This is a genomic window from Pseudomonas sp. zfem003 (assembly GCF_032621675.1).
Lineage (GTDB): Bacteria > Pseudomonadota > Gammaproteobacteria > Pseudomonadales > Pseudomonadaceae > Metapseudomonas > Metapseudomonas otitidis.
This window is the reverse complement of the sequence record NZ_JAVYJG010000001.1, coordinates 528,329-552,114: the sequence shown is the minus strand read 5'-3', so window position 1 is coordinate 552,114 and position 23,786 is coordinate 528,329. Positions and strand designations below refer to the sequence as shown.

Annotated in this window: 25 protein-coding genes; 16 read left to right on the top strand and 9 right to left on the bottom strand. The window is 69.3% G+C overall.

The window, feature by feature from the left end; translation table 11 throughout:
* Positions 1 to 5: 5 nt before the first annotated feature.
* Positions 6 to 614, bottom strand: a complete 609-nt coding sequence (locus RTK35_RS02445; protein ID WP_316907286.1) for a TetR/AcrR family transcriptional regulator — start codon at positions 612 to 614, stop codon at positions 6 to 8.
* 84 nt (positions 615 to 698) lie between these two features.
* On the opposite strand from RTK35_RS02445, the gene RTK35_RS02440 reads away from it, so the two are divergent.
* Both RTK35_RS02440 and RTK35_RS02435 read left to right on the top strand, forming a co-directional pair.
* Positions 699 to 1,577, top strand: coding sequence for an oxygenase MpaB family protein (locus tag RTK35_RS02440; protein WP_316907285.1), 879 nt, complete (start codon positions 699 to 701; stop codon positions 1,575 to 1,577).
* 86 nt (positions 1,578 to 1,663) lie between these two features.
* Positions 1,664 to 2,365 (top strand): YoaK family protein, encoded by a 702-nt coding sequence (locus RTK35_RS02435; RefSeq protein WP_107331521.1) that lies wholly within the window; start codon positions 1,664 to 1,666, stop codon positions 2,363 to 2,365.
* Between the two features lie 7 nt (positions 2,366 to 2,372).
* On the opposite strand, the gene RTK35_RS02430 is transcribed toward RTK35_RS02435, so the two are convergent.
* Positions 2,373 to 2,564, bottom strand: a complete 192-nt coding sequence (locus RTK35_RS02430) for a carbon storage regulator (protein ID WP_044406396.1) — start codon at positions 2,562 to 2,564, stop codon at positions 2,373 to 2,375.
* A gap of 194 nt (positions 2,565 to 2,758) precedes the next feature.
* Between RTK35_RS02430 and RTK35_RS02425 the strand changes: the two genes are divergently transcribed.
* The 3 genes from RTK35_RS02425 to galU all read left to right on the top strand — a co-directional run bounded on the left by RTK35_RS02425 (position 2,759) and on the right by galU (position 5,373).
* Positions 2,759 to 3,046 carry a hypothetical protein gene (locus tag RTK35_RS02425; protein WP_044406399.1) on the top strand — a complete coding sequence of 96 codons (288 nt, stop codon included), beginning with the start codon at positions 2,759 to 2,761 and terminating at the stop codon, positions 3,044 to 3,046.
* Positions 3,047 to 3,123: 77 nt separating this feature from the next.
* Positions 3,124 to 4,485 (top strand): UDP-glucose/GDP-mannose dehydrogenase family protein, encoded by a 1,362-nt coding sequence (locus RTK35_RS02420; protein WP_316907284.1) that lies wholly within the window; start codon positions 3,124 to 3,126, stop codon positions 4,483 to 4,485.
* A gap of 48 nt (positions 4,486 to 4,533) precedes the next feature.
* A complete protein-coding gene (gene galU, locus RTK35_RS02415) occupies positions 4,534 to 5,373 on the top strand; it encodes a UTP--glucose-1-phosphate uridylyltransferase GalU (RefSeq protein WP_074972625.1) in 840 nt (279 codons plus the stop codon).
* Between the two features lie 91 nt (positions 5,374 to 5,464).
* Here galU and RTK35_RS02410 read toward each other — a convergent pair whose 3' ends face one another.
* Positions 5,465 to 5,887: a VOC family protein gene (locus tag RTK35_RS02410; RefSeq protein ID WP_160479617.1), complete on the bottom strand. Its 423-nt coding sequence runs from the start codon at positions 5,885 to 5,887 to the stop codon at positions 5,465 to 5,467.
* Between the two features lie 102 nt (positions 5,888 to 5,989).
* Between RTK35_RS02410 and gorA the strand changes: the two genes are divergently transcribed.
* From gorA to RTK35_RS02395, 3 genes are read left to right on the top strand one after another with little or no spacing between them, the layout of a single operon-like run.
* Complete coding sequence (gene gorA, locus RTK35_RS02405; RefSeq protein WP_282885733.1) at positions 5,990 to 7,348, top strand: glutathione-disulfide reductase; 1,359 nt, start codon at positions 5,990 to 5,992, stop codon at positions 7,346 to 7,348.
* A 7-nt stretch (positions 7,349 to 7,355) separates the two neighbouring features.
* The gene (locus RTK35_RS02400) at positions 7,356 to 7,979 is read left to right on the top strand and encodes a trimeric intracellular cation channel family protein (RefSeq protein WP_044406412.1); all 624 of its coding nucleotides are present in this window, start codon (positions 7,356 to 7,358) and stop codon (positions 7,977 to 7,979) included.
* Positions 7,980 to 7,982: 3 nt separating this feature from the next.
* A complete protein-coding gene (locus RTK35_RS02395; RefSeq protein WP_301150766.1) occupies positions 7,983 to 8,363 on the top strand; it encodes a VOC family protein in 381 nt (126 codons plus the stop codon).
* 4 nt (positions 8,364 to 8,367) lie between these two features.
* Here RTK35_RS02395 and RTK35_RS02390 read toward each other — a convergent pair whose 3' ends face one another.
* Entirely contained in the window at positions 8,368 to 8,796 is a 429-nt protein-coding gene (locus RTK35_RS02390) for a copper chaperone PCu(A)C (RefSeq protein ID WP_160479624.1), read from the bottom strand.
* 121 nt (positions 8,797 to 8,917) lie between these two features.
* Here RTK35_RS02390 and RTK35_RS02385 point away from each other — a divergent pair, with 121 nt between their 5' ends.
* From RTK35_RS02385 to RTK35_RS02365, 5 genes are all read left to right on the top strand, one after another.
* Positions 8,918 to 9,724, top strand: coding sequence for a dienelactone hydrolase family protein (locus tag RTK35_RS02385; protein ID WP_316907282.1), 807 nt, complete (start codon positions 8,918 to 8,920; stop codon positions 9,722 to 9,724).
* 242 nt (positions 9,725 to 9,966) lie between these two features.
* On the top strand, positions 9,967 to 11,793 hold the full coding sequence (gene edd, locus RTK35_RS02380) for a phosphogluconate dehydratase (RefSeq protein WP_316907281.1): 1,827 nt from the start codon (positions 9,967 to 9,969) through the stop codon (positions 11,791 to 11,793).
* On the top strand, positions 11,790 to 12,749 hold the full coding sequence (locus RTK35_RS02375; RefSeq protein WP_316907280.1) for a glucokinase: 960 nt from the start codon (positions 11,790 to 11,792) through the stop codon (positions 12,747 to 12,749). The genes edd and RTK35_RS02375 overlap by 4 nt, the downstream gene beginning before the upstream one ends.
* A gap of 180 nt (positions 12,750 to 12,929) precedes the next feature.
* Positions 12,930 to 13,655, top strand: coding sequence for a response regulator (locus RTK35_RS02370; protein WP_069564733.1), 726 nt, complete (start codon positions 12,930 to 12,932; stop codon positions 13,653 to 13,655).
* Positions 13,656 to 13,683: 28 nt separating this feature from the next.
* On the top strand, positions 13,684 to 15,087 hold the full coding sequence (locus RTK35_RS02365) for an ATP-binding protein (RefSeq protein WP_082078228.1): 1,404 nt from the start codon (positions 13,684 to 13,686) through the stop codon (positions 15,085 to 15,087).
* On the opposite strand, the gene RTK35_RS02360 is transcribed toward RTK35_RS02365, so the two are convergent.
* Complete coding sequence (locus RTK35_RS02360) at positions 15,084 to 15,566, bottom strand: GNAT family N-acetyltransferase (RefSeq protein ID WP_253125266.1); 483 nt, start codon at positions 15,564 to 15,566, stop codon at positions 15,084 to 15,086. The genes RTK35_RS02365 and RTK35_RS02360 overlap by 4 nt on opposite strands.
* A gap of 84 nt (positions 15,567 to 15,650) precedes the next feature.
* On the opposite strand from RTK35_RS02360, the gene RTK35_RS02355 reads away from it, so the two are divergent.
* Together RTK35_RS02355 and RTK35_RS02350 are read left to right on the top strand one after the other, a co-directional pair.
* Entirely contained in the window at positions 15,651 to 16,583 is a 933-nt protein-coding gene (locus tag RTK35_RS02355; protein ID WP_316907279.1) for a LysR family transcriptional regulator, read from the top strand.
* Positions 16,584 to 16,853: 270 nt separating this feature from the next.
* The gene (locus tag RTK35_RS02350; protein WP_044406437.1) at positions 16,854 to 17,057 is read left to right on the top strand and encodes a hypothetical protein; all 204 of its coding nucleotides are present in this window, start codon (positions 16,854 to 16,856) and stop codon (positions 17,055 to 17,057) included.
* Between the two features lies 1 nt (position 17,058).
* Here RTK35_RS02350 and treS read toward each other — a convergent pair whose 3' ends face one another.
* From treS to RTK35_RS02330, 4 genes are all read right to left on the bottom strand, one after another.
* The gene (gene treS, locus RTK35_RS02345; protein WP_172433395.1) at positions 17,059 to 19,119 is read right to left on the bottom strand and encodes a maltose alpha-D-glucosyltransferase; all 2,061 of its coding nucleotides are present in this window, start codon (positions 19,117 to 19,119) and stop codon (positions 17,059 to 17,061) included.
* 89 nt (positions 19,120 to 19,208) lie between these two features.
* Positions 19,209 to 19,889 (bottom strand): HAD family hydrolase, encoded by a 681-nt coding sequence (locus RTK35_RS02340; RefSeq protein WP_172433396.1) that lies wholly within the window; start codon positions 19,887 to 19,889, stop codon positions 19,209 to 19,211.
* Positions 19,890 to 19,971: 82 nt separating this feature from the next.
* Complete coding sequence (locus RTK35_RS02335; protein WP_172433397.1) at positions 19,972 to 21,828, bottom strand: PAS domain S-box protein; 1,857 nt, start codon at positions 21,826 to 21,828, stop codon at positions 19,972 to 19,974.
* A gap of 58 nt (positions 21,829 to 21,886) precedes the next feature.
* Positions 21,887 to 22,444, bottom strand: a complete 558-nt coding sequence (locus RTK35_RS02330) for a TetR/AcrR family transcriptional regulator (protein ID WP_316907278.1) — start codon at positions 22,442 to 22,444, stop codon at positions 21,887 to 21,889.
* A gap of 183 nt (positions 22,445 to 22,627) precedes the next feature.
* On the opposite strand from RTK35_RS02330, the gene RTK35_RS02325 reads away from it, so the two are divergent.
* Entirely contained in the window at positions 22,628 to 23,776 is a 1,149-nt protein-coding gene (locus RTK35_RS02325; RefSeq protein ID WP_182852502.1) for a MexC family multidrug efflux RND transporter periplasmic adaptor subunit, read from the top strand.
* Positions 23,777 to 23,786 lie beyond the last annotated feature (10 nt).

Here is a 23,786-nt window from a genome sequence, read left to right as displayed (position 1 = left end):
CGCGCTCACTTCACTTCACCCAGGCTCTTAACATAGGCCGCGAACATGTCGCTCAACGCCCCGATCAGTTCAGCGCGGGTGAGCGGTGGGTGAGGGTGGCTCATGAAGCGGATGATGGTCATCAGCGCGCTGTTGATGACCACGTACAAGGCGGGCAGCGGGTTCTCGATGGGGATTTCCCGCAGGTGGCGCAATAGGTAGAGGCGGCAGAAATCGAACAGGTGCTGTTCCATCTCGTCGACCACCCTCAGCGTGCGCAGGTCCTGCCAGTGCCGTGCGAGTTCCAGGTGCAGGCTGGCGTTGCGGTCGAGGAATGCGAATACCGCCTGCAACAGCCGCTCCACCGCAGCGTGGACGTCGTGCGCCAGCAGGGCCGAGGCGTTGTCGCGGATGACGCCCACCAGGTCCTGGCTCATCCGGTCCAGTAGCGCCTCGACCAGCGCCTCCTTGCAGTCGAAGTACTGATAGAGCGAACCGACACTGACCCCGGCCTCGGCGGCGATGAGGTTGGTGCTCAGGCGTGGCAGGCCTTCGCGGGCGATGACTCGGGCGCAAGCCTCCACCAGGTCGGCGACCATCTGTTGCGAGCGTTGCTGGCGGGGCTGCTTGCGCATGACAGGCTCCGGACGCGAATTGAATGCGAGCGGATAGTCGCATTAGCGTGAAGGCGTTTCCAAGAACCTGCCGGAGCCGCCTTCATGCACGCACCTGACACCGTTCCACCCGCCCAGCCGAGCCCCTTGGGGCCGGATTCCCTGACCTGGCGCTACTTCGGTGACCTGCGTGGCCTGCTGCTGATCGGTCGCACCGGCATCCTGCAGAACATGCATCCGGGGCTGGCTGCCGGCGTGCTCCAGCATTCCGACCTGTTCGCCAACCCCTGGAACCGCTTGCTGCGCTCCATCCCGCCCATCCTCGGCGTGGTCTACGACGGTGAGCTGGCTGCCGGTACCGCGCGCCAGGTGCGCGCCTTCCACCGCGATATCAAGGGCCGGGACGGGCAGGAACGCCCCTATCACGCCCTTAGCCCCGAGCTGTTCTACTGGGCCCACGCCACCTTCTTCGAAGCGCAGATCGCCCTGCAGGAATGGCTCGGCACGCCCCTGGACGAACAGCAATGCGAGCGCCTCTACCAGGAGTCCGTCCACTGGTACGCCCTCTACGGCCTGCCGATGGGGGAGGTGCCGGCGAACTACGCGGCATTCCGGGTGTACTGGCAGCAGATGCTGGAGCAGCGCCTGCAGGCGACGGAGATCACCACCTGGTACTTCGGCTCGACCGGGCGCCTGCCCGCGCCCTATCCCTGGATGCGCGGTCCGCTGTGGTGGTGCCTGCAGCCTCTGCTGGTGGGCGGCGTGCGCTGGGTGGCGCGGGGCACCTTGCCGCCCGTGCTGCGGGTACGCCTGGGGCTGCGGTGGACGGAATGGGACCAACGCCGGTTGCGGTTGCTCGCCGGCATCCTGCGGCTGGCCTGGCGCGTGTTGCCCCGGGAGTGGGGCTATTTCCCACGGGCGCGGCGTGCGATGCGGCGTGCTCGCCGGGCTGCCACCGGAGGGCACCCGGCCACCCGGACTTGACGGCCACGGCGGGCAGCGGACAATTCGACCTCCCGTTTCGCGGCCAGGCAGTCCCGGCCGTCGCACTGAGCAGTGAGGTGCCCCCCATGCTTCCATCCCCGATCCCCCGTGGCAGCGCGCGACGCTTTCACTTGCGCAAGGTGCGTGGACGTGTCGGGCTGGGCCTGGTGGCCGGGCTTTCCGTACTGGCAGGGATGACCGACGCCATCGGCTTTCTCGCCACCGGCGACTTCGTCTCCTTCATGAGCGGCAATACCACGCGGATGGCCGTGTCCCTGAGCGAGGGGCACCTCGCCGCCTTCGGGCGCCTGGCCCTGGCGGTGCTCTGCTTCGTGCTGGGCAACGCGTTCGGGGTCGTGGTCGCGCGTTTTTCCGGTCGCCGCGCCGCGCCGCTGCTGGCGGTGATCGCCACGCTCCTGGCCATTGCAGCCCTCTGGCCCTTTGCCTGGCGAGTGCCGGCGGTGGTGCTGTCGATCCTGGCCATGGGCATGCTCAACGCCGTGGTCGAGCAGGTGAATGGCCTGCCCATCGGGCTCACCTACGTCACGGGCGCCTTGTCGCGTTTCGGTCGAGGACTCGGTCGCTGGCTGCTGGGCGAGCGGCGGGAAGGGTGGCGGGTCCAACTGGTGCCCTGGGCCGGGATGCTGGCAGGCGCCGTGCTGGGCGCATTCCTGGAGTTCCGCATGGGCCTGTTGGCGCTCACCTTCAGCGCCGGGCTCGCGGCGCTGCTGGCCATTGCCTCGCTGTGGGTGCCGCGTCCCTGGCAGCGGGGCTACATGCCCCGCTGAACGGTGCTCAGGCCGTCATCTTGCGCGGATGGGGCACGCCGGCCTGGATGCGCTCATACACCTCCTTGCGGTGCACGGCGACATTCTTGGGCGCGACGATGCCGAATTTCACCTGGTGGCCATGGATGCTGATCACCTCCAGGGTGATGCCGCCTTCGATGACGAAACGTTCGCCGACGGAACGGATGAGGAGCTGCATATCAGGCTCTCCTGACGGGAATCGGTTGCGAGGGTCGCTGCGGCAGTTCGCAGCGACAGCGGGCTTGAACACCTGACCTGCGCTGGCCCGATCAAGTTCCACCCGGTGAACCCCGCCAGGCGACGCACGGTCGAACGGTGCACGGCAGCGGATGGTCTAGCCTGAGACTGCCTGAAGGAACCAGGAGACGTGGAATGGACACCCGTGAACAGCATCTGATCCGCCTGCTCGGCCTCACCACCCGCAGCCTTACCCACCTGTCGGCCGCCATGACCGAAATGTCCTTCGAGCTGATGCGCAGCGAGGATGACGCAGCGCGCCAGGCCGGGCGCCGCATGATCGACCACCTCGCCGCCATCAGCGCCGGCCTCGACGAGCACTGGCAAGCCCTGGGCGACTTCGGCGGCGGCCCACCGGAAGAGCCGGTGGAAGGCCTGGTCGAAGTCGAGCTGCAGCCCGTCGACGAGGGCGGCTCCGGATAACCTCGCCGTCACCTCGCTGTCACGCCCCTGCCACCGGAGTCCGTTGCAATCCCTGCAACGACAGCGGAGGTGCAGCCATGCGGATATGCGTGATCGGGGCGGGCTATGTGGGGCTGGTGACGGCGGCGTGCTTTGCTGAAATGGGCAACCGGGTGCGCTGTGTCGAGCGCGACCCGTCGCGCCTGGCGCAATTGCGTCGGGGCGAGTCACCGATCCATGAACCGGGCCTGGCGCCCCTGCTGGCGCAGCACCTGGAGAGCGGGCAGCTGGACTTCACCGCGCGCCTGGCCGAGGGACTGGAGCAGGCAGACGTCGCCTTCATCGCCGTGGGCACCCCCAGCGGCGAGGACGGCTCCGCCGACCTGAGCCATGTGCTCGCGGTGGCGGACGAACTGGGGCGGGTGCTGCAGCGCCCGTGCCTGGTGGTGGACAAGTCCACCGTGCCCGTCGGCACCGCCGAGCGGGTCGCCGCGTGCATCAACGGGCGACTCGCCGCCCGGGGCAAGGCCTTTCGCATCCAGGTGGCGAGCAACCCCGAGTTCCTCAAGGAGGGGGCTGCCCTCGATGATTTCATGCGCCCCGATCGCATCGTCATCGGCACCGACGACCCGGCAGCTCGCGAACTGCTGCGGCGCCTCTACGCGCCGTTCTCGCGCAACCACGACCGCATCCTCTGCATGGGCACCCGCGCCGCGGAGTTCACCAAGTACGCCGCCAACGCCTTCCTCGCCACGCGCATCTCCTTCATGAACGAGATGGCCGGGCTCTGCGCCCGCCTGGGCGTCGACATCGAGGAGGTGCGGCGCGGCGTGGGCAGTGACCGGCGCATCGGCACGCACTTCCTCTATGCCGGCTGCGGCTACGGCGGCTCGTGCTTCCCCAAGGACGTGCGGGCGCTGATCCGCTGCGCCGAACAGGAGGGGATCGACCCCGGCATCCTGCGGGCCGTGGAGGCGCGCAATGCCGAGCAGAAGGCCCTGCTGTTCCAGGCGCTAGTGGCGCATTTCGAGGGGCGTCTGCACGGACGGGTGGTGGCGGTGTGGGGGCTGTCCTTCAAGCCGGGCACCGATGACATCCGCGAAGCGCCCAGCCTGGTGCTGATCGACGCCCTGCTGGCCGCTGGCGCCCTCGTGCGCGGCTGCGACCCAGCGTCGCGGGAGGCCGTGGCAGCCCGCTACCCGGACGCCCTCGCCAGCGGCCGGCTGTGGCTGGGCGAGTCCCCCTACCAGGCGGTGGAACAGGCTGAAGCCCTGGTGCTGGTGACCGAATGGAAGCAGTTCCGCCAACCGAACTTCGAGCGGATTCGCGGTCTGATGAAGGTGCCGGTCATCTTCGATGGCAGGAATCTCTACGACCCGTTGCAACTGGCCGACCTGGGATTCCTCTATCGCGGCGTCGGACGCCCACCTGCGGGGCATTGTAAGGCGACAGCGGCGTGATTAGACTTCGCCGCATTCAGCCCACACCCACCTTATTCAAGGTTCAACATGATCAAGAAATGCCTGTTCCCGGCCGCTGGTTACGGTACCCGTTTTCTGCCCGCCACCAAGGCCATGCCCAAGGAAATGCTGCCGGTGGTGAACAAGCCGCTGATCCAGTACGGGGTTGAAGAGGCGCTGGACGCCGGTCTCAGCGAGATCTCCATCGTCACCGGCCGTGGCAAGCGCGCCCTGGAAGACCACTTCGACATCAGCTACGAGCTGGAACACCAGATCAAGGGCACCGACAAGGAGAAGTACCTGGTCGGCATCCGCCGCCTGATCGACCAGTGCAGCTTCTCCTACACCCGCCAGGTGGAAATGAAGGGGCTGGGCCACGCCATCCTCAGCGGCCGTCCGCTGATCGGCGACGAGCCTTTCGCCGTGGTGCTGGCGGACGACCTCTGCCTGAACCTCGACGGCGATGGCGTGCTGACCCAGATGGTCAAGCTGTACAACCAGTTCCGCTGCTCCATCGTCGCCATCCAGGAAGTGCCGCCGGAGGAAACTTCCAAGTACGGCGTGATCGCCGGCGAGATGATCCGCGACGACATCTACCGCGTGAACAGCATGGTCGAGAAGCCCAAGCCGGAAGACGCCCCGTCCAACCTGGCGATCATCGGCCGCTACATCCTGACCCCGGACATCTTCAAGCTGATCGAAGAGACCGAGCCGGGCAAAGGCGGCGAAATTCAGATCACCGACGCCCTGATGAAGCAGGCTCAGGACGGCTGCGTGCTGGCGTACAAGTTCAAGGGCAAGCGTTTCGACTGCGGCGGTGCCGAAGGCTACATCGACGCGACCAACTACTGCTTCGAGAACCTCTACAAGACCGGCAAGGCCTACTGATAGGCTCCACCGCGTCACCCAAGGCCGCCTCCGGGCGGCCTTGTCGTATCCGCACTCCACGTGGCCCGGGCTTCAGCCCGGGAAGCCTGCCTCAGGGAATCACCATCCCCTCCGAGCCTGGCCCCAGTGGCTGCCCGTAGCTGAACTCCACATAGTTGCCCGCCGGGTCCCGCAGGCCGCAGTAGTAGCCCACCGGGAAGGGCTCGTCCCGGGGTGCCCACACCAGGCAGCCTTCGGCCGCCGCGCGGGCGGCCAGGGCATCCACCGCCTCGCGGCTTTCCAGGGCGAAGCCGAAGTGGCTGTAGTCGTCGGCGGCCAGGTCACGCGGGCGCCCGCCGGGCATGATCACGAAGATGAAACGGTGCTCCTGGCCCGGCTCCGCCATCCAGACGATGCGCGAGCCCTTGCCGGCGCGCGAGTGGATCACCCGCATGCCGCAATAACGTTCATAGAAGGCGATGCACGGCTCCAGCTCGGGCACGTGCAGGGCGAGATGGGTGAGGGTAGGGCGCATGGTGCTCCTCCTTCGGCGTACCAGGCTCAAGGATAGGCGCGGCAACTGGTCAGGGGCACGGGTTCAGGTATGCTGGCCGCCTGTTTCTGGAGACCCCCTGCCATGGCCTACGATTTCGACCTCTTCGTCATAGGCGCCGGTTCCGCCGGCGTACGTGCCTCTCGCTTCGCAGCCGGTTTCGGTGCCCGCGTCGCGGTAGCGGAAAGCCGCTACCTGGGCGGCACCTGCGTCAATGTCGGCTGCGTGCCGAAGAAGATGCTGGTGTACGGCGCCCACTACGCCGAAGACTTCGAGCAGGCGCGCGGCTACGGCTGGTCCGTCGGCGAGCCCGGGTTCGACTGGGCGACCCTGATCGCCAACAAGGACAAGGAAATCCACCGCCTCAACGGCATCTACCGCAACCTCCTGGTCAACGCCGGCGTCACCCTGCTGGAAGGCCATGCACGCATCCTCGACGCCCACACCGTGGCGGTCGGCGAGCAGCGCTTCACGGCCGAGCACCTGCTCATCGCCACCGGTGGCTGGCCCCAGGTGCCGGACATTCCCGGCCGCGAGCATGCCGTCACCTCCAACGAAGCCTTCCACCTGCGCGAGCTGCCCAAGCGCGTGCTGGTGGTGGGCGGCGGCTACATCGCCGTCGAATTCGCCTCGATCTTCCACGGCCTGGGCGCCAAGACCTCGCTGCTCTATCGCCAGGACCTGTTCCTGCGCGGCTTCGACGGCGCCGTGCGCACCCACCTGCGTGACGAGCTGACCCGCAAGGGCCTCGACCTGCAGTTCAACGCCGACATCACCCGCATCGAGAAGCAGGCCGATGGCAGCCTGCTCGCCACCCTCAAGGATGGCCGCAGCCTGGAGACCGACTGCGTGTTCTACGCCACCGGTCGCCGACCGATGCTGGACAACCTCGGCCTGGAGAACACCGGCGTCGAGCTGGACGAGCGCGGCTTCATCAAGGTGGACGACGAGTACCGCACCACCGAACCCTCGATCCTCGCCCTTGGCGACGTCATCGGTCGCGTGCAGCTCACCCCGGTGGCCCTGGCCGAGGGTATGGCCGTTGCCCGCCGCCTGTTCCGCCCGGCCGAGTACCAGCCGGTGGACTACGACAACATCCCCACCGCCGTCTTCAGCCTGCCCAACATCGGCACCGTCGGCCTGACCGAAGAGCAGGCACGGGGGCGCGGGCACAAGGTCAAGGTGTTCGAGAGCCGCTTCCGCGCCATGAAACTGACCCTCACCGACAACCAGGAGCGCACCCTGATGAAGCTGGTGGTGGACGCCGAGAGCGACCGCGTACTCGGCTGCCACATGGTCGGCCCCGAGGCGGGCGAGATCATCCAGGGCCTGGCCGTGGCGCTCAAGGCCGGCGCCACCAAGCGCATCTTCGACGAGACCATCGGCGTGCACCCGACCGCCGCCGAGGAATTCGTCACCATGCGCACCCCGGTGGGGAACTGATCGGTCCATGGAGCAGCTCTTCTACCTGTCCGACCTCTTCGGCGTCGCCGTCTTCGCCATCACCGGCGCACTCATGGCCGGGCGCAAGTCCATGGACCTGTTCGGCGTGCTGGTGATCGCCATCATCACCGCCCTGGGCGGCGGCACCCTGCGCGACGTCATCCTCGGCAACCACCCGGTCAGCTGGATCCGTGACGACACCTACATCCTCGTCGCCTCCCTGGCCGCCGTGGGCACCGTGCTCTGGGTCCGCCTCACCCGGCCCATCCACGAGACCGGGCTGCTGGTGGCCGATGCCTTCGGCCTGGCCGTGTTCACCGTCTACGGCACCGAGGTCGCCCTGCAGCACCAGGTGCCCCTGAGTACGGCGGTGATCATGGGCGTCATCACTGGCGTCGCCGGGGGCGTGATGCGCGACGTGATCTGCAACGAGATCCCGCTGATCTTCCAGAAGGAGATCTACGCCATCGCCTGCATCGCCGGCTCCCTGGTGTTCATCGGGCTGCTGGCCGTCGGGCTGCCGCGCTGGCTCGACACCGGCATCGCCATGGCCGTGGTGCTCGGCACCCGCCTGGCCGCCATCCGCTGGGGGCTCTCGCTGCCCCGTTTCCACCTCCTCGACAGGCACTGACCCATGCTGGAACGCATCGATCACCTGGTCCTCACCGTCGCCGACATCCCCCGCACCGTGGATTTCTACCAGCGCGTGCTGGGCATGCGTCACGAGGTGTTCGGCGAGGGGCGCAGCGCCCTGGCCTTCGGCCAGCAGAAGCTCAACCTGCACCAGGCCGGACGGGAGTTCGAGCCCAAGGCCGCGCACCCGCTGCCGGGGGCCATCGACCTGTGCCTGGTCACCACCTGGCCCCTGGAGCGCCTGCTGGCCCACCTGGCCGCCGAAGGCGTGGCGGTGGAGGAGGGGCCGGTGCGCCGCACCGGCGCCCTCGGGCCCATCGAGTCGGTGTACGTTCGCGACCCGGACGGCAACCTGATCGAGATCGGCCGCTACCTCGCCTGAGCCGTCACTGCGCCGTCGCCTCCACGCGCACCTCGCCGGCTTTCTCGAAGCGCAGGACGAGCGGGATGCGCTGGCCGGGCGTCACCGGCTGGCGCAGCCCCACCAGTGTCAGGTGGCTGCCGTCCGGCTTGAGCGCCAGCGTGCCCCCGGCGGGGATGCCGAACGACACCAGGGTCATCACCCGGCGGGCCTCGCCGATGCGCACGGTGGTCTGCAGGTCCACCCGCCAGGCCAGGGGCGAGCTGGCGCCGCTCAGCCGGTCGCCATCGCCGCCCCGGTCGTGGATGTCCAGGTAGACCTCCCGCGCCGTGGCGTCCCAGGTCGAGGCCCGGCTCCAGGCTGGCCCCAGTTCCAGGTTCCCCGCCCGTGGCCCATCGGCCAGGGCCCAGGGGCAGGCGAGGGCGAACAGCAGAAGGAACGACGAACGACGCATGGCAACCTCGGCAAGGCATGGGGGAGCGCTATTTCACCTGGCAATGGCGGTTGGCGAAAGCCCGGAAAAACCGCGACACTTGCACGCTGCCCAGCTTCGCTGAACCCGGAGAGGAATCGAAATGCCCAGATTGTCGTTGTTGTTCGCTCTGTTGGCCTTCGCGGGCATCGCCCAGGCCGAGGTCAAGACCAAGGAGCTCCACTACAAGGCCGCCGACGGGACCGCCCTGGTGGGCTACTACGCCTACGACGACGCCATCGAGGGCAAGCGCCCGGGCGTGGTGGTGGTGCATGAGTGGTGGGGCCTGAACGACTACGCCAAGCGTCGTGCCCGCGACCTCGCCGAACTGGGCTATAGCGCCTTGGCCATCGACATGTACGGCGAAGGCAAGAACACCGAGCACCCGGCCGACGCCGCCGCCTTCATGCAGGCGGCCCTCAAGGACGCCCCTGCCGCCAAGGCGCGCTTCCTTGCCGGCCTCGACCTGCTCAAGCAGCAGCCCCTGACCGACAGCAGCCGCCTGGCCGCCATCGGCTACTGCTTCGGCGGCAAGGTGGTGCTGGACATGGCCCGCCAGGGCGTCCCGCTGGCCGGCGTGGTGAGCTTCCACGGCGCCCTCGCCACCGCCACCCCCGCCACCAAGGGCAGCGTCAAGGCGCGCATCCTGGTGGAGCACGGCGGGCAGGACAGCATGGTTACCAAGGCCGACGTCGCCGCCTTCAAGGACGAGATGGACGCCGCCGAGGCCAACTACCGCTTCGTCCTCCAGCCCAAGGCCAAGCACGGCTTCACCAACCCCGATGCCGACCGCCTCAGCCACGCCGGCCACGGCAGCGAGAAAGGCCCGGACCTGGCCTACAGCAAGGTGGCCGACGAGAACTCCTGGGCCGACATGCAAGGCTTCTTCAAGGAAATCTTCCCCCGCTGAAACGCCGCGCCAGGGCTCGTCCCTGGCGCCGCTCCATCCGCTCTGCAGGGGCGCGCGGCCCGGATCGCGCGTCCGTCGCCAGACCGGCACCTCGGCCGGGGTGTGCGGTCAGACCAGAACGACAGGCTGAAGCTGAAAAATGTTGTTCGAATAACAAAATATCCATGTGCATGTGGTGATATTTTGTTTTCCTGCGTTATCTTGATGCAATTAAAACAAGATATCCCCCTGGAGCCCCTGACATGCATCCTCGCATCCTGGAAGTCACCGAGCGGGTCATCGCCCGCAGCCGACCGACCCGCGAACGCTACCTGGCGATGATCCAGGAAGCGGCCAGCAAGGGCCCGCAGCGGGGCAGCCTGCAGTGCGCCAACTTCGCCCACGGCGTGGCGGGTTGCGGCGGTATCGACAAGCAGCGCCTGCGGCTGATGGACTCGGCCAACGTCGCCATCGTCACCGCCTACAACGACATGCTCTCCGCCCACCAGCCCTACGAGACCTACCCCGAGGTGCTGCGCCAGGCCCTGCGCGAGATCGGCTCCGTGGGCCAGGTCGCCGGAGGCGTGCCGGCCATGTGCGACGGCGTCACCCAGGGCGAGCCGGGCATGGAGCTGGGCATCGCCAGCCGCGAAGTGATCGCGATGTCCACCGCCATCGCCCTGTCCCACAACATGTTCGACGCCGCGCTGTTCCTCGGCGTGTGCGACAAGATCGTCCCCGGCTTGATGATGGGCGCCCTGCGCTTCGGTCACCTGCCGTCGCTGTTCGTGCCCGCCGGCCCCATGCCCTCGGGCCTCTCCAACAAGGAGAAGGCCGAGGTCCGCCAGCGCTACGCGGAAGGCAAGGCCACCCGCGACGAGCTGCTGGAGGCGGAGATGCAGGCCTATCACAGCCCCGGCACCTGCACCTTCTACGGCACCGCCAACACCAACCAGATGCTCGTGGAGATCATGGGCCTGCACCTGCCGGGCGCCTCCTTCGTCAACCCCGGCACGCCCCTGCGCGAGGCCCTGACCGCCGAAGCCGCGCGCCAGGTGACCCGCCTGACCCGCCAGGCCGGCCAGTTCGTGCCGCTGGGGCACATCGTCGACGAGCGCGTGCTGATCAACGCCGTGGTCGCCCTGCACGCCACCGGCGGCTCCACCAACCACACCCTGCACCTGCCGGCCATCGCCCGCGCTGCCGGTGTCCAGCTGGACTGGCAGGACATGGCCGAGCTGTCCGAAGTGGTGCCGACCCTCGCCCACGTCTATCCGAACGGCAAGGCCGACATCAATCACTTCCAGGCCGCCGGCGGCGTCGCCTTCCTGGTGCGCGAACTGCTGGATGCCGGCCTGCTCCATGAAGATGTCGAGACCGTCGCCGGCCGTGGCCTGCGGCGCTACACCCAGGAGCCCTTCCTGGAGGACGGCCGCCTGGTCTGGCGCGAAGGCGCCGCTGCGAGCCTGGACGAGAACATCCTGCGGCCCGCCGCGCGGCCGTTCTCCCCGGAGGGCGGCCTGCGGGTGATGACGGGCAACCTCGGCCGCGGGGTGATGAAGGTCTCCGCCGTCGCCCCCGAACACCGTGTGGTGGAGGCCCCGGCGCGGGTCTTCCACGACCAGCAGGCCCTGGCCGATGCCTTCAAGGCCGGCGAGCTGGACCGCGACCTGGTGGCGGTCATGCGCTTCCAGGGGCCGCGCTGCAACGGCATGCCCGAGCTGCACAAGATGACTCCCTTCCTCGGCGTCCTGCAGGACCGTGGCTTCAAGGTCGCACTGGTCACCGACGGGCGCATGTCCGGCGCCTCCGGCAAGATCCCCGCCGCCATCCACGTCACCCCCGAAGCCTTTGACGGCGGCCCCCTGGCCCGTGTGCGCGACGGCGATATCGTTCGCGTCGATGGCGTGGCCGGCACCCTGGAACTGAAGGTGGACGCCGCCGAGTTCGCCGCCCGCGAGCCCGCGCCGCCCATGCACCAGGCCGAAGTCGGCTGTGGCCGTGAGCTGTTCGCCTTCATGCGGGCCGCCTTCAGCTCCGCCGAAGAGGGCGCCAGTGCCTTCACCCACAGCCTGGAGGGCCTCAAGTGAGCCTGGCGCTGGTCGGTGACATCGGCGGGACCAACGCCCGCTTCGCCCTGTGGCGGGAACAGCGCCTCGACGCCGTGAAGGTGCTGGCCACCGCTGATTTCCCGGACCCCGAGTCGGCCATCCAGCACTACCTGGCCGGGCTCGACCTGCCCCTCGCCGAGCTGGAGGCCGTCTGCCTGGCCTGTGCCGGCCCCGTGGGCGGGGAAGACTTTCGCTTCACCAACAACCATTGGCGGCTCAACCGGACCGCCTTCTGCCAGCGCCTGGGCATCCAGCGCCTGCTGCTGGTCAACGACTTCACCGCCATGGCCCTGGGCATGACCCGTCTGCGCCCCGAGGAGCGCCAGGAGGTGTGCCCCGGCACCCCCGAAGCGGATCGCCCCGCCGTGGTGATCGGGCCCGGTACCGGGCTTGGCGTCGGCACCCTGCTGCCCCTGGGTGAGGGCCGCTGGACGGCCTTGCCGGGGGAGGGCGGGCACGTCGACCTGCCGGTGGGCAGCGTCCGCGAGGCCGCCCTGTGGCAGCACCTGCACCAGCGCCTCGGCCATGTCAGCGCCGAGAACGTCCTCAGCGGCAACGGCCTGCTGCAGCTCTACCGCGCCAGCTGCGCCCTGGATGGCAGCGCGCCGCACCTGGACAGCCCGGCGGCCATCACCTCGGCGGCCCTGGCCGACGACCCCGAGGCGAGGGCGGTGCTGGAGCAGTTCTGCACCTGGCTCGGCCGCGTCGCGGGCAACAACGTCCTCACCCTCGGCGCCCGGGGCGGGGTCTATGTGGTGGGCGGCGTGGTGCCGCGCTTCGCCGAGTTCTTCAAGGCCAGCGGCTTCGCCCGCGCCTTCGCCAGCAAGGGCTGCATGAGCGGTTACCTGGAGGGCATCCCCGTGTGGCTGGTGACGGCCGAGTACCCGGGCCTGGAAGGTGCCGGCGTGGCGCTGCAGCAGGCGATGCAGGCGTGAGGCGCAGTCACGGGAAGCGGACGCGAGGCACGTTCCCGGCAGGCGACCTGTTGTAGGGTGGACCGCGCTTCATCGGTCCACCGATGGCGATGCGCCGCCGCCGACAGCGGGATGAAAGATCGCGGCCTCAGCGCCTCGCATCCAAACGGACATGACCGATAACAACAAAGGACGGCCGACATGAGCCCTTCCGGAAAGCACATCCTCCTGGTGGATGACGACCAGGAAATTCGCGAACTGCTGCAGGCCTTCCTCAGCCGCGCCGGCTTCCAGGTGCGCACCGTCGCCGATGGCGCGGGCTTTCGTGCCGCCATGGACGAGGCCGGCGCCGACCTGGCGATCCTCGACGTGATGCTGCCCGACGAGGACGGCTTCAGCCTCTGCCGCTGGGTGCGCGAACACCCGCGCCTGGCCCAGGTGCCGATTATCATGCTCACCGCCAGCTCCGACGAGGCCGACCGGGTCATCGGCCTGGAGCTGGGCGCCGACGACTACATCGGCAAGCCCTTCAGCCCCCGCGAGCTGCAGGCCCGGGTCAAGGCCCTGCTGCGCCGGGTCGGCTTCGGCCAGGAGCGCGAGGCCCAGGTGGTCAGCTTCGACGCCTGGCGCCTGGACATGGTCAGCCACCGCCTGTTCCACCGCGACGGCGAGGAGGTGATCCTCTCCGGCGCCGACTTCGCCCTGCTCAAGCTGTTCCTCGACCACCCGCAGCAGATCCTCGACCGCGACACCATCGCCAACGCCACCCGTGGTCGCGAGGTGATGCCCCTGGAGCGCATCGTCGACATGGCCGTGAGCCGGTTGCGCCAGCGCCTGCGCGACACCGGCAAGGCGCCCCGGCTGATCCGCACCGTGCGGGGTGCCGGCTACCTGCTCGCCGCCCAGGTTTCCTCCCGCCGTGCTTAGGGCCGTGCCGCGTTCGCTGCTGGCCCGCATGCTGCTGCTCACCCTGCTGGTGGTGGTGCTGGCCCAGGCCCTGTCGAGCCTGATCTGGGTCTCCCAGCTGCGTGCCAGCCAGCTGGAGGGCCTGCTGATCAGTGCCCGCAGCCTCGGCCAGTCCATGGCCGCCAGCGTCAGCTACATCCGCTCGCTGCCCCTGGGCTACCGGCCCATGGTGCTGGACCAGCTGCGCAGCATGGGCGGCACGCGCTTCTTCGTCTCCCTCAACGACAAGCCGCTGGCCATGCGTGTGCTGCCGGAAACCCCGCGCAAGCAGGCGGTGCTCGCCGAGGTGGAGGCGGTGCTGCGCGAGCGCCTGGGCAAGCCGGTGGAGATGTCGCTGCACTTCGTCGACCCGGAGGACCTGCGGCTCTTCAACAGCGGCCTCAAGCTGGACGAGTTGCCGCGCTCCTGGGCCCACTACGCCCTGACCCTGGAGCCCCTCGACCCGCCGGTGCTGGTGACGCAGATCCGCATCAGCCCCAACGAGTGGCTGTACCTCGCCTCGCTGCTGCCCGAGCCCTACGCCGGGCTGGAAGACCAGGGCCTGCCAGCCCAGCAATGGGGTTTCATCCTCATCACCAGCGCCTTCCTGCTGCTATTCATCGGCCTGCTGGTGCGCTGGCAGAGCCGCCCCCTCAAGCGCCTGGCGGCGGCTGCGCGGGAAATGAACCTGGGCGCCGAGGTGCGCCCGCTGCCCGAGGCCGGTGGCAGCGAAGTGGTGGAGGTGAGTCGCGCCTTCAACGCCATGCGCGAGCGCATCAGCCGTTACCTGAGCGAGCGCAGCCAGCTGTTCAGTGCCATCTCCCACGACCTGCGCACCCCCATCACCCGCCTGCGCCTGCGGGTCGAGCTGCTGGAGGACGAGGCCCAGCAGGCCAAGTTCAACCGCGACCTGGACGAGCTGGAGCTGCTGGTGAAGGGCGCACTGCAGTGCGTGAAGGACACCGACATCCACGAGAACATCGAACAGGTGGACCTCAACCACCTGCTCCACGGCCTGGTGGAGCCCTACCTGGCCAACGGCCGGGTCACCCTCGACGGCGCCGCCCTCGAGCGCTACCCCGGCAAGCCGCTGGCGCTGCGGCGCTGTATCGGCAACCTGCTGGACAACGCCCTGAAGTACGGCGAGCGCGCCCACCTGCGGGTGGAGGACGGCCCCGAGGCCTTTGTCCTGCACGTGGACGACGAGGGGCCGGGGGTGCCGGAGCAGAAGCTGGAACAGGTGTTCGAACCGCATTTCCGCCTGGCCGGCCAGCAGCAGGGCTACGGCCTGGGCCTCGGCATCGCCCGCAGCCTGGCCCATAGCCACGGCGGCGAGCTGAGCCTGCGCAACCTGCGCGAGGGCGGCCTGCGGGTCACCCTGCGCCTGCCGCGCACAGGCGCTGACGCGCCCTAGGCGCCGGCGGCGAAGCCGCTGAGCGCCTCGCCATCCAGGCGGTAGCGCACCCACTCGTCCTGGGGTTTGGCGCCGATGGCCTGGTAGAAGTCGATGGCCGGTTGGTTCCAGTCCAGCACGCTCCACTCCAGGCGACCGCAGCCATTGGCCACCGCCTCCCGGGCCAGGGCGCGCAGCAGGTCGCGGCCGGCACCCACGCCGCGCTTGGCCGGGGTGATGTAGAGGTCTTCCAGGTAGATGCCGTTGCGCCCGAGCCAGGTGGAGTAGCTGTAGAAGTACACCGCGTAGCCGATGGGCTGGCCGTCGCACAGGCACATCAGCGCCTTGGCCGGCGCGCCCTCGCTGAACAGCGTGTGCTGGATGTCCTCGACGCTGGCGATCACCTCGTGGCGGGCACGCTCGTAGTCGGCCAGTTCGATGATGAAATCCAGGATCTGCTGGGCGTCGCCGGGTTGGGCGGGGCGAATCTCGATGTTCATGGGGCTCTCCAGTAAAGGGACGCCCATGCTAGCGGTGCTGGTAAGCTGCATGAAGTGCATTTATGTCATCAGGAGCTGAATGCTGTGCATCACCTGCTGCGCCGCCTCGACCTCAACCTGCTGCTGGCCTTCGACGCCCTGCATCGCCACCGCAACGTCAGCACCGCCGCCAGCGAACTGGCCATCAGCGCCTCGGCCTTCAGCCATGCCCTGGCCCGCTTGCGCCAGGCCCTGGACGACGAACTCTTCCTGCGCCAGGGCAACCGCATGCAGCCGACCCAGCGGGCCGAGCAACTCGCCGGCCCGGTGGCGGCCGCGTTGCGCACCCTCGGCGAGGGGCTGGAACAGTGGGATCCGTTCGACCCCGCGCGCAGCCAGCGCACTTTCGTCTTCGCCGTCACCGACTACACCGCCTTCGCCCTCATGCCGGCCCTGGTGGAGCGACTGCAGCGCCTCGCCCCGGGCATCCAGCTGCGCCTGGTGCACGCCGAGCGCAAGGTCTCCATCGACGACCTGGCCAGCGGCCGCATCGACTTCGCCCTGGGCTACGGCGAAGAGCAGGACCAGTTGCCGGCCGGCATCCAGGCGCTGGACTGGTTCAGCGACGCCTACCAGGTCATCGCCCGGCGCGACCACCCCCGCGTGCAGGGCGCGCCCGGCCTGGACGCCTACCTGGCCGAACGCCATGCGGTGGTGACGCCATGGAACGAACCGAGCGGGGTGATCGACCAGGTGCTGGCTCGCATGGGGCTGCGCCGCGACGTGGCGCTGTGGCTGCCGTCGGTACTCGCCGCGCCCTTCATCATCGGTGCCAGCGACCTGCTGATGACCGCCCCCGGCCACGCCGCCGAGACCCTGCGGGACGTGGCCGGCATCGCCCTCTACCCGGCGCCCTTCGCCATCCCGTGCTACACCCTGCGGCTCTACAGCCACGCCCGCTACGCCGGCCGCGACGCCCATGCGTGGATGCTGGAGCAGCTTCAGGCGCTGCCGATCCGCTCGCGTTCGCCGGACTGAAACGCCGCTGTCATCGGCCCGTCATCGCGGGGCGCGATCATGCCCCTGCACCCAACGGGCAGTGGGTGCGTGCATATCGTGGTTTCCACATCGATCGTGCCCTTGCTGGGCAGGAACCGACCTTCAAAGGTCGGTTTTTTTTCGCCTGCGCATCCTGCCGCGGTTTCCCGACCTGAAAGCGCATTGTGAAATTCCGACAGGCCGCTCCTGACATCAGATCGCAACATCCCTCCGGCAGGATGCGCGCAGTTTTCCCCTCGGACCCCCGCCGTGACCCGTGCCGTACGTGATTGCCGCAAGCTCCTGGACACCATCGCCATGAACAACGAAGACGCCGCCATCGCCGTGATGAAGGCCGCCGAACGCATCGGTGATGCCCACCTCAAACAGCAACTGCTGGAGATCATCCAGCGCATGCACCAGGACGCCGCCGACCTGCGCACCCTGCGCGAGCGCATCGACCAGCGCGCCTGAGCTAGAGCATCGGCGCGTTGGTGGCGATGCGCAGGGCGCGCCCCTCGTAGGCCTCCAGCTCGATCAGCAGCTCCCCCCGTTCCGACAGGTCGCCCTCCAGGCGCTCATCCAGGATGTTCACCACCGGCCCCGGCGGCACGTCCGCCAGGGTCAGCACTTCGCTGAGCGGTTCGCCGCTGAAGTTCAGTGCGGTGATCTGGGTGCCGCGCCCGGCCGGCAGGTCATGGACCATCACCAGCAGCCCCGGATGGCGGGTTTCCGGCAACGGGCGCTGGTGGCTGGAGGCGATGCCGTAGGCGCGGCGCACGGCTAGCAAACGGCGGGCCTGGGCGGCGAAGGAGTCCGGGTCGCGCAGCTGCGTCACCAGGCTGCCGTAGAGACTGCGCGCCCGGGGCAGGCCTTCGGTGGAGCGGTCCACGTCCGGCGCCAGGTCGGCCAGGTCGTAGGCACCGCGATGGATCCAGCGGGTGTCGCCATCGGCCATCAGCGGCGCGACCTGCTCGGCGGCCAGGGGCAGGGCGCCTACCAGGTCCCAGCCGGACAGCGCGACGATCCCCGGCTGCAGCGCGTTGAACATCAACAGCAGCAGGTGCAGCCGGCGGATGCGGGCGATGTCGTCCGCCGTCAGCGCCTCCAGGTCACGCAGGCCCAGGGCGGCGGTGATCAGGCTGACGGTGGTGCAGGCCACGCCGTTGGTCACGAACTTGAGGTTGTAGGGGGCCTCCGGCCCCGCCAGGCGCTCGTACATCTCGCCGCGTACCTGCTCGCGCAGCAGCGCCCCGGAAAGGCTCTGGCCCTTGTACTGGTAGGTGTCGGTGGCGTGCAGGGTCCAGAAGTGCACCAGCTCCAGGGTCAGCTCGTCGTGGTTCTGCAGGGCGTGGATCAGCGAGGCCGGGTCGATCTGGTAGGCGTGCATCTGCTGCAGCATCAGCCGCAGGAACTCGGTGTCGCCGGTCAGCAGCGCGTGCTGGGCCGCCGGGCGGGTGATGAAGTCGTAGGAGAGGTCGGCGCCGCCCCGTGACATGGCGGCGATGTCGTCCAGGGTCAGGTTCAGCTCCTGGAAGCTGAAGGCCCCGGCCTTGCGGATCATCCCGCCGAGCAGCTGGTTGGCGGTGATCGACAGCGGGTGGCTCTCCGACCAGGCGGTGCCCTGGGCGCGGCGCTCCACGCCGAGGAAGCCGTTGGCGTCGAGGCGCAGCACCCGCGCGCCGAGCACGTCGATGGAGTGCAGGGCGTCGCCGATGATCAGCTGCTGGGCCGCGAAGCTCGGGTCCAGCCAGTTCAGCGAGGGCTGGCCGGCCTTGAAGTAGTGCAGGTAGACCCAGCGCCGACGCTTGCCGTCCGCGCCCTCCACCGGTGGCGTGGCGCTCCAGTCGGTTTCCTTGACCCCGGGTTCGAAGAAGATCACCCGCTGCAGCTGGCCGACGATGTAGTTGCGCTCGCGCAGGGCGTCCACCGCGTCCGGCGGGAGGTTGACCGCGTCACGGCCTTCCGGCACGTCCGGCAGCAGGGTCCAGTCCTGCTCGGGGATCTCCACCATGTGGTAGAGGCCGGGGTAGTCGCCCACGGCGCGCTCTGCCAGGCGGAAGTCGGCACCCTTGCCGGTGTGGGCGGGGATGCAGTCGTCGATGGTCACGGCGTTGTGCGCGGCGGCCACCCGGCTGAGGTGCACCTGCTGCTCGTCGTTGCCGTAGCGCGGGTCGATGTCCAGGCCGATGCGGTCGAAGTTGCCGTCCACCGTCAGGGTGTAGTCGCGGCCCGAGAGGCCGCCGGCACGCTTCAACGGGCCGGTGTGGATGCCCTGCACCCCCAGTTCCGAGAGGGCGCTCCACAGACGTTCGTCCGCCAGGGCCTGGAGCACGCTCATGCCATCGGGGGCGATGATCGAGGCGGGGTAGGCGGTGAACCACACCGAAGCCACGGCGGTGACGCTGCGGGGGCGGGTGAGGGCGTAGGGCTGCTGCCACAGGCGTGGCTGGCCGGCGTAGAGACGGGCTCGCTGGCGCGCGCTTTCCAGCATCGAGCGCTGGCTCAGCCAGTCGAGGTACTCGGGGTCGTGCATGGCGCTCCTCCGGACCGGTGCGCCGCGCCGATCGCGGCGTCCTCCAGTTCAGAGCGCAGGGAGTGGAGCTTCGTTCACCTTGCGACGCGTCAGCCGGCTCCGCCCAGCACGCCTTCGCGGCGCAGCAGGTCGAGCACCGCGTGCAGGTCGGGCAGCACGGCCAGGCAACGGCGCCGGGTGTCTTCGGGGGGCTGGGTCATGTCCGGCACCATCAGCGTCGGTACGCCGGCAGCATGGGCGGCGGCCACCCCGGGGATGGAGTCCTCCACCGCCAGGCAGTCCGCCGGGGCCAGGCCCACGCGCTGGGCCGCCAGCAGGTACAGCGCCGGGTCGGGCTTGCCCAGGTCGACGTCGTCGCGGGTCACCACCACGTCGAAGAAGCCGTCGATGCCGCCCAGGGCCAGGTGCTCGTGGGCCGAGCGGCGGTGGGAGGAGGTGGCGATGGCCATCGGCCGGCCGCTCTCGCGCATGGCGCTGAGCAGGGGGACGACGCCGGGCTTGAGCGGCAGGCCGTCCTGCAGCATGAGGGTCTTGTGGCGCAGGTAGGCGGCGCCGAAATCGTTCAGCGGGAAGTCGGCGCCGTAGTGGTCGAACAGGCGCTGGCGGTAGGCCGGCCAGTCGATGCCCACCAGGCCTTCGCACAGCTGTGCGGCGTCCGGCAGGCCCAGGGATTCGAGGGCGTGCAGGGAACAGGCGAGGTTGATGGTCTCGGTGTCCACCAGGGTGCCGTCGAGGTCCAGCAGGAAGCCGGCGATGCGGGTCGGGTCCATCGGCGAGTCTCCTGTGTCGGTGCCGTGGAGGGAGCCCGCATGCTGAACGATCCGCGTGGTGCTGTCGCCTGGTTTCGCGCGGCTAGGTGCCGCTGGCCCAGGCCAGGTCGGCCTTGGCGATGCGGTAGCGGTCGCGCCCCTCTTGCTTGGCCTGGTACATCGCCGCGTCGGCGTCCTTGATCAGCTGGGCGTGGCTGCGCCCGTCGCCGGGGCGGAACAGTGCCACGCCGATGCTCACCTGCACCTCGGCGCTCCGTCCTTCCAGCTGGTAGGGCGTACGGATGGCGGCCAGCACCTTCTCCGCCACGGCATGCACCGCCGGGCGGTCGCCCAGGGGATGGACCAGCAAGGTGAACTCGTCGCCCGCCAGGCGGTAGACCTGGTCGGCGCTGCGCAGGCTGGCGCGCAGGCGACGGGCCACTTCGCGCAGCAGCGCATCGCCAGCGTCGTGGCCGAGGGCATCGTTGACCTGCTTGAAGCCATCCAGGTCGAGGAACATCAGGGCGAAGGCCTCGCCGTGGCGATCGGCACGCGCCATCAGCGCCGGCAGGTGGTCGTACAGCGCGCGGCGGTTGGGCAGGCCGGTGAGCGGGTCCTGCAGGGCCTCGCGGCGCAGGCGGGCTTCGCGCTGCTTGCGCTGGCTGATCTCGTGGAGGAAGGCGTTGAACAGCACCTTGCCGCCGGCCCGCAGGGCGTCGATGTGCACCTCCAGGGGCATCAGGCGGCCGTCCTTGTGCAGGGCGTCCAATTCGATGCGCCGGCCCAGCACCTGGTGCTCGCCGGTGCGCAGGTAATGGCGCAGGCCGTCGAGGTGCGCCTGGCGCATGGGCTCGGGAATGAGCAGGTCGTGCAAGGCCTGGCCGATGGCTTCGTCCCGGGTCCAGCCGAACAGCGCCTCGGCGGCGCGGTTCCAGGCGCTGATGCAGCCCTCGCTGTCCATCGCCACGTAGGCGTCCTGGGTGTGCTCCAGCACCGCGCGCAGCTCCATCTCGCGCTCCGCCAGGGCCTGGGTGCGTTCGTGGACGCGCTGTTCCAGGGTGCGTTGCAGCTCCGCCAGGTGGGCTTCGGTGTGCTTGCGTGCATCGATGTCGTTGATCACCGCGAGGAAGTGCTCCAGGGCGCCACGGCGGTCGAGCTGCTTGGTCACGGTGATGCTCACCCAGATGGGGCGGCCGTCCTTGCGCACGTAGCGCTTCTCCAGCTCGTAGCGGTCGATCTCGCCCCGGATCAGCCGCTCCACCTGGACCAGGTCGGCATCCAGGTCTTCGGGCACGGTGACATCCGCGAAGTTCATGCCGGCCAGCTCCTCGCGGCTGTAGCCGAGCAGCTTGATCAGCGCCTGGTTGACCCGCAGCCAGCGCCCTTCGGGGCTGACCACGGCGAGGCCGGAGCCGACACGCTCGAACAGCATCTCGAAGCGGCCTTCGGCCTCACGGGCCAGGCGCCGCGAGTCGAGGGCCGCCTCGCGCAGGTGGAACTCGCGGGCGACCAGGGCGGCCAGGTCTTCCAGCACCCGGCGCTGTTCGTCGGTGAGCTGCCGGGGGCGGTCGTCGATGGCACACAGGGTGCCCAGGGCGAAGCCCTCGCGGGTGCGGATCGGCGTGCCGGCGTAGAAGCGGATGTGAGGGGCGCCGACAACCAGGGGGTTGTCGCGGAAGCGCACGTCGGTGCGGGCGTCCTCCACCACCAGCGTGCCGCTGCCGCCGATGGCGTGGACGCAGAAGGCGGCGTCGCGCGGCGTCTCCTGCACGTCCAGCCCCACTCGGGACTTGAACCACTGGCGGTGTTCATCCACCAGCGACACCAGGGCGATGGGTACCCCCAGGGTGCTGGCCAGCACGCGGGTGATGCGGTCGAACACCTGCTCAGGCGGTGTGTCGAGGATTTCCAGGCTGCGCAGCAGCTGGAGGCGTTCGGCTTCGTGTTGAACGTTGCTCATGGGTGTCCGGGTTCGCTTGGCCTTGCTACAGCCTAGTAGAGCGTCACCCGGCACCTGTTCATGAAGCCCGGGCCGTGCCCTGGAGGAAGAACTGCTCGACGGCCAGGGCCGACTGGGCCGGCGCGGCGCGCCCCCGGCGCTCGGCGTCGGCGATGCCGTAGATCAGCGAGATGAACAGTTCCGTCATCACCGGCGCGGGGGTATCGATGCGCAGCAGGCCGTCCTGCTGACCGCGCAGGAAGAAGGCATCCAGCGCATCCACATAGGGCTGCCAGCGGCTCGCCTCGAGCTCCGAATGCAGGGTCTCTGGGCGGTACTGGAACATCAGGAACACCAGCATCTCGCGGTTCGCCAGGTGCTCGCGGATCAGCGTGCGCAGGCCGGTCAGCGGGTCTCCCTGCTGCAGGGCCGGCTCGGAAATGATCTGGTGCAGCACCTCGGCGCCGTAGCTCATCAGCATCTCTTCCAGGTTGTCCCGGGTGCCGCAGAAGCGGTGCAGGGTGGCCTTGCTGACCCCGGCGGCCTCGGCCAGGTCCTTGAGGGTGGCGCGTGGTCGGTCCACGAAGGCCACGGCGAGGGCCTTGAGCAGGCGTTCGTCTTGGTGGGGCTGCGGCATGGCATGTCCTCGGGCTCGATTCAACGGACAGGGAGGGCGCCATTGTGCAGGAAAAGTCCCAATCCTCAATGGCACTGTGCAATTTTGTTTAACAAAGTCTCCTGTGAGACAAAATTGACTCATATGGTTTTTCATAGGATTATTCGCGCCCTTCAAGGTTCAAGGCCAAGGTGCAGGTGAAGCATGGGCAGGTGGCGCGGTACGGGAATCCTTTCCCTGGTGGTGGCGGGCGTGATGCTCGCCGGGTGTGAACAGGCGGGCGAGGCCGCGGTGGGCGAGATGCCGCCGCGCGAGGTGCAGACCGTGGTGGTACGGGCCGAGCCCCTGGCCCGGGTCGCCGAGCTGCCCGGGCGCGTCGAGCCGGTGCGGGTGGCCGAGGTGCGGGCGCGGGTGGCCGGCATCGTGGTGCAGAAGCGCTTCGAGGAAGGCGCCGACGTCAAGGCCGGCGACCTGCTGTTCCAGATCGACCCGGCCCCGCTGAAGGCTGCCCTGGCACGTGCCGAAGGCGAGTTGGCCCGGGCCGAGGCGACGCTGCACGAAGCCCGTGCGCGGGTTCGCCGCTACGAGCCGCTGGTGAAGATCGAGGCGGTCAGCCGGCAGGACTACGACAGCGCCACCGCCGACCTGCGCAGTGCCGAGGCGGCGACCCGTTCGGCCCGCGCCGACGTCGAGACCGCGCGGCTGAACCTGGGCTACGCCTCGGTGACGGCGCCCATCTCCGGGCGTATCGGCCGTGCGCTGGTCACCGAAGGCGCGCTGGTGGGGCAGGGCGACGCCACCCTGATGGCGCGCATCCAGCAACTGGACCCGGTCTACGTCGACTTCACCCAGCCCGCCGCCGAGGTGCTGCGCCTGCGCGAGTCGCTCAAGGCCGGCGGCCTCGACGGCAGCGGCGACCTGCCCCTGAGCCTGCGGGTTGAGGGCACCGACCACGAGGCCACCGGCGAGTGGCTGTTCACCGATGTGTCGGTGGACCCCGGCACCGGCCAGGTGGCCCTGCGCGGGCGCTTCGCCAACCCCGGCAAGCTGTTGCTGCCGGGCATGTACGTGCGCGTGCTGGCCCCTCAGGGCATCGACCGCAAGGCGCTGCTGGTGCCGCAGCGTGCGGTGCAGCGTGGCGCGGACGGCGTCGCCCAGGTGCTGGTCGTCGGCAGCGACGGCCGTGCCGAAGCCCGCGCGGTGGAAACCGGCGTGATGCAGGGCGCCCGCTGGCAGGTGCTGCACGGCCTGCAGCCGGGGGACCAGGTCATCGTCAGCGGGCTGGCCGGCCTGCAACCGGGGGCCGGCGTGGTGGTGCGCCCGGCCGCGGACCAACAGGCGGCGCGCCAGTGAGCGCCGGCCG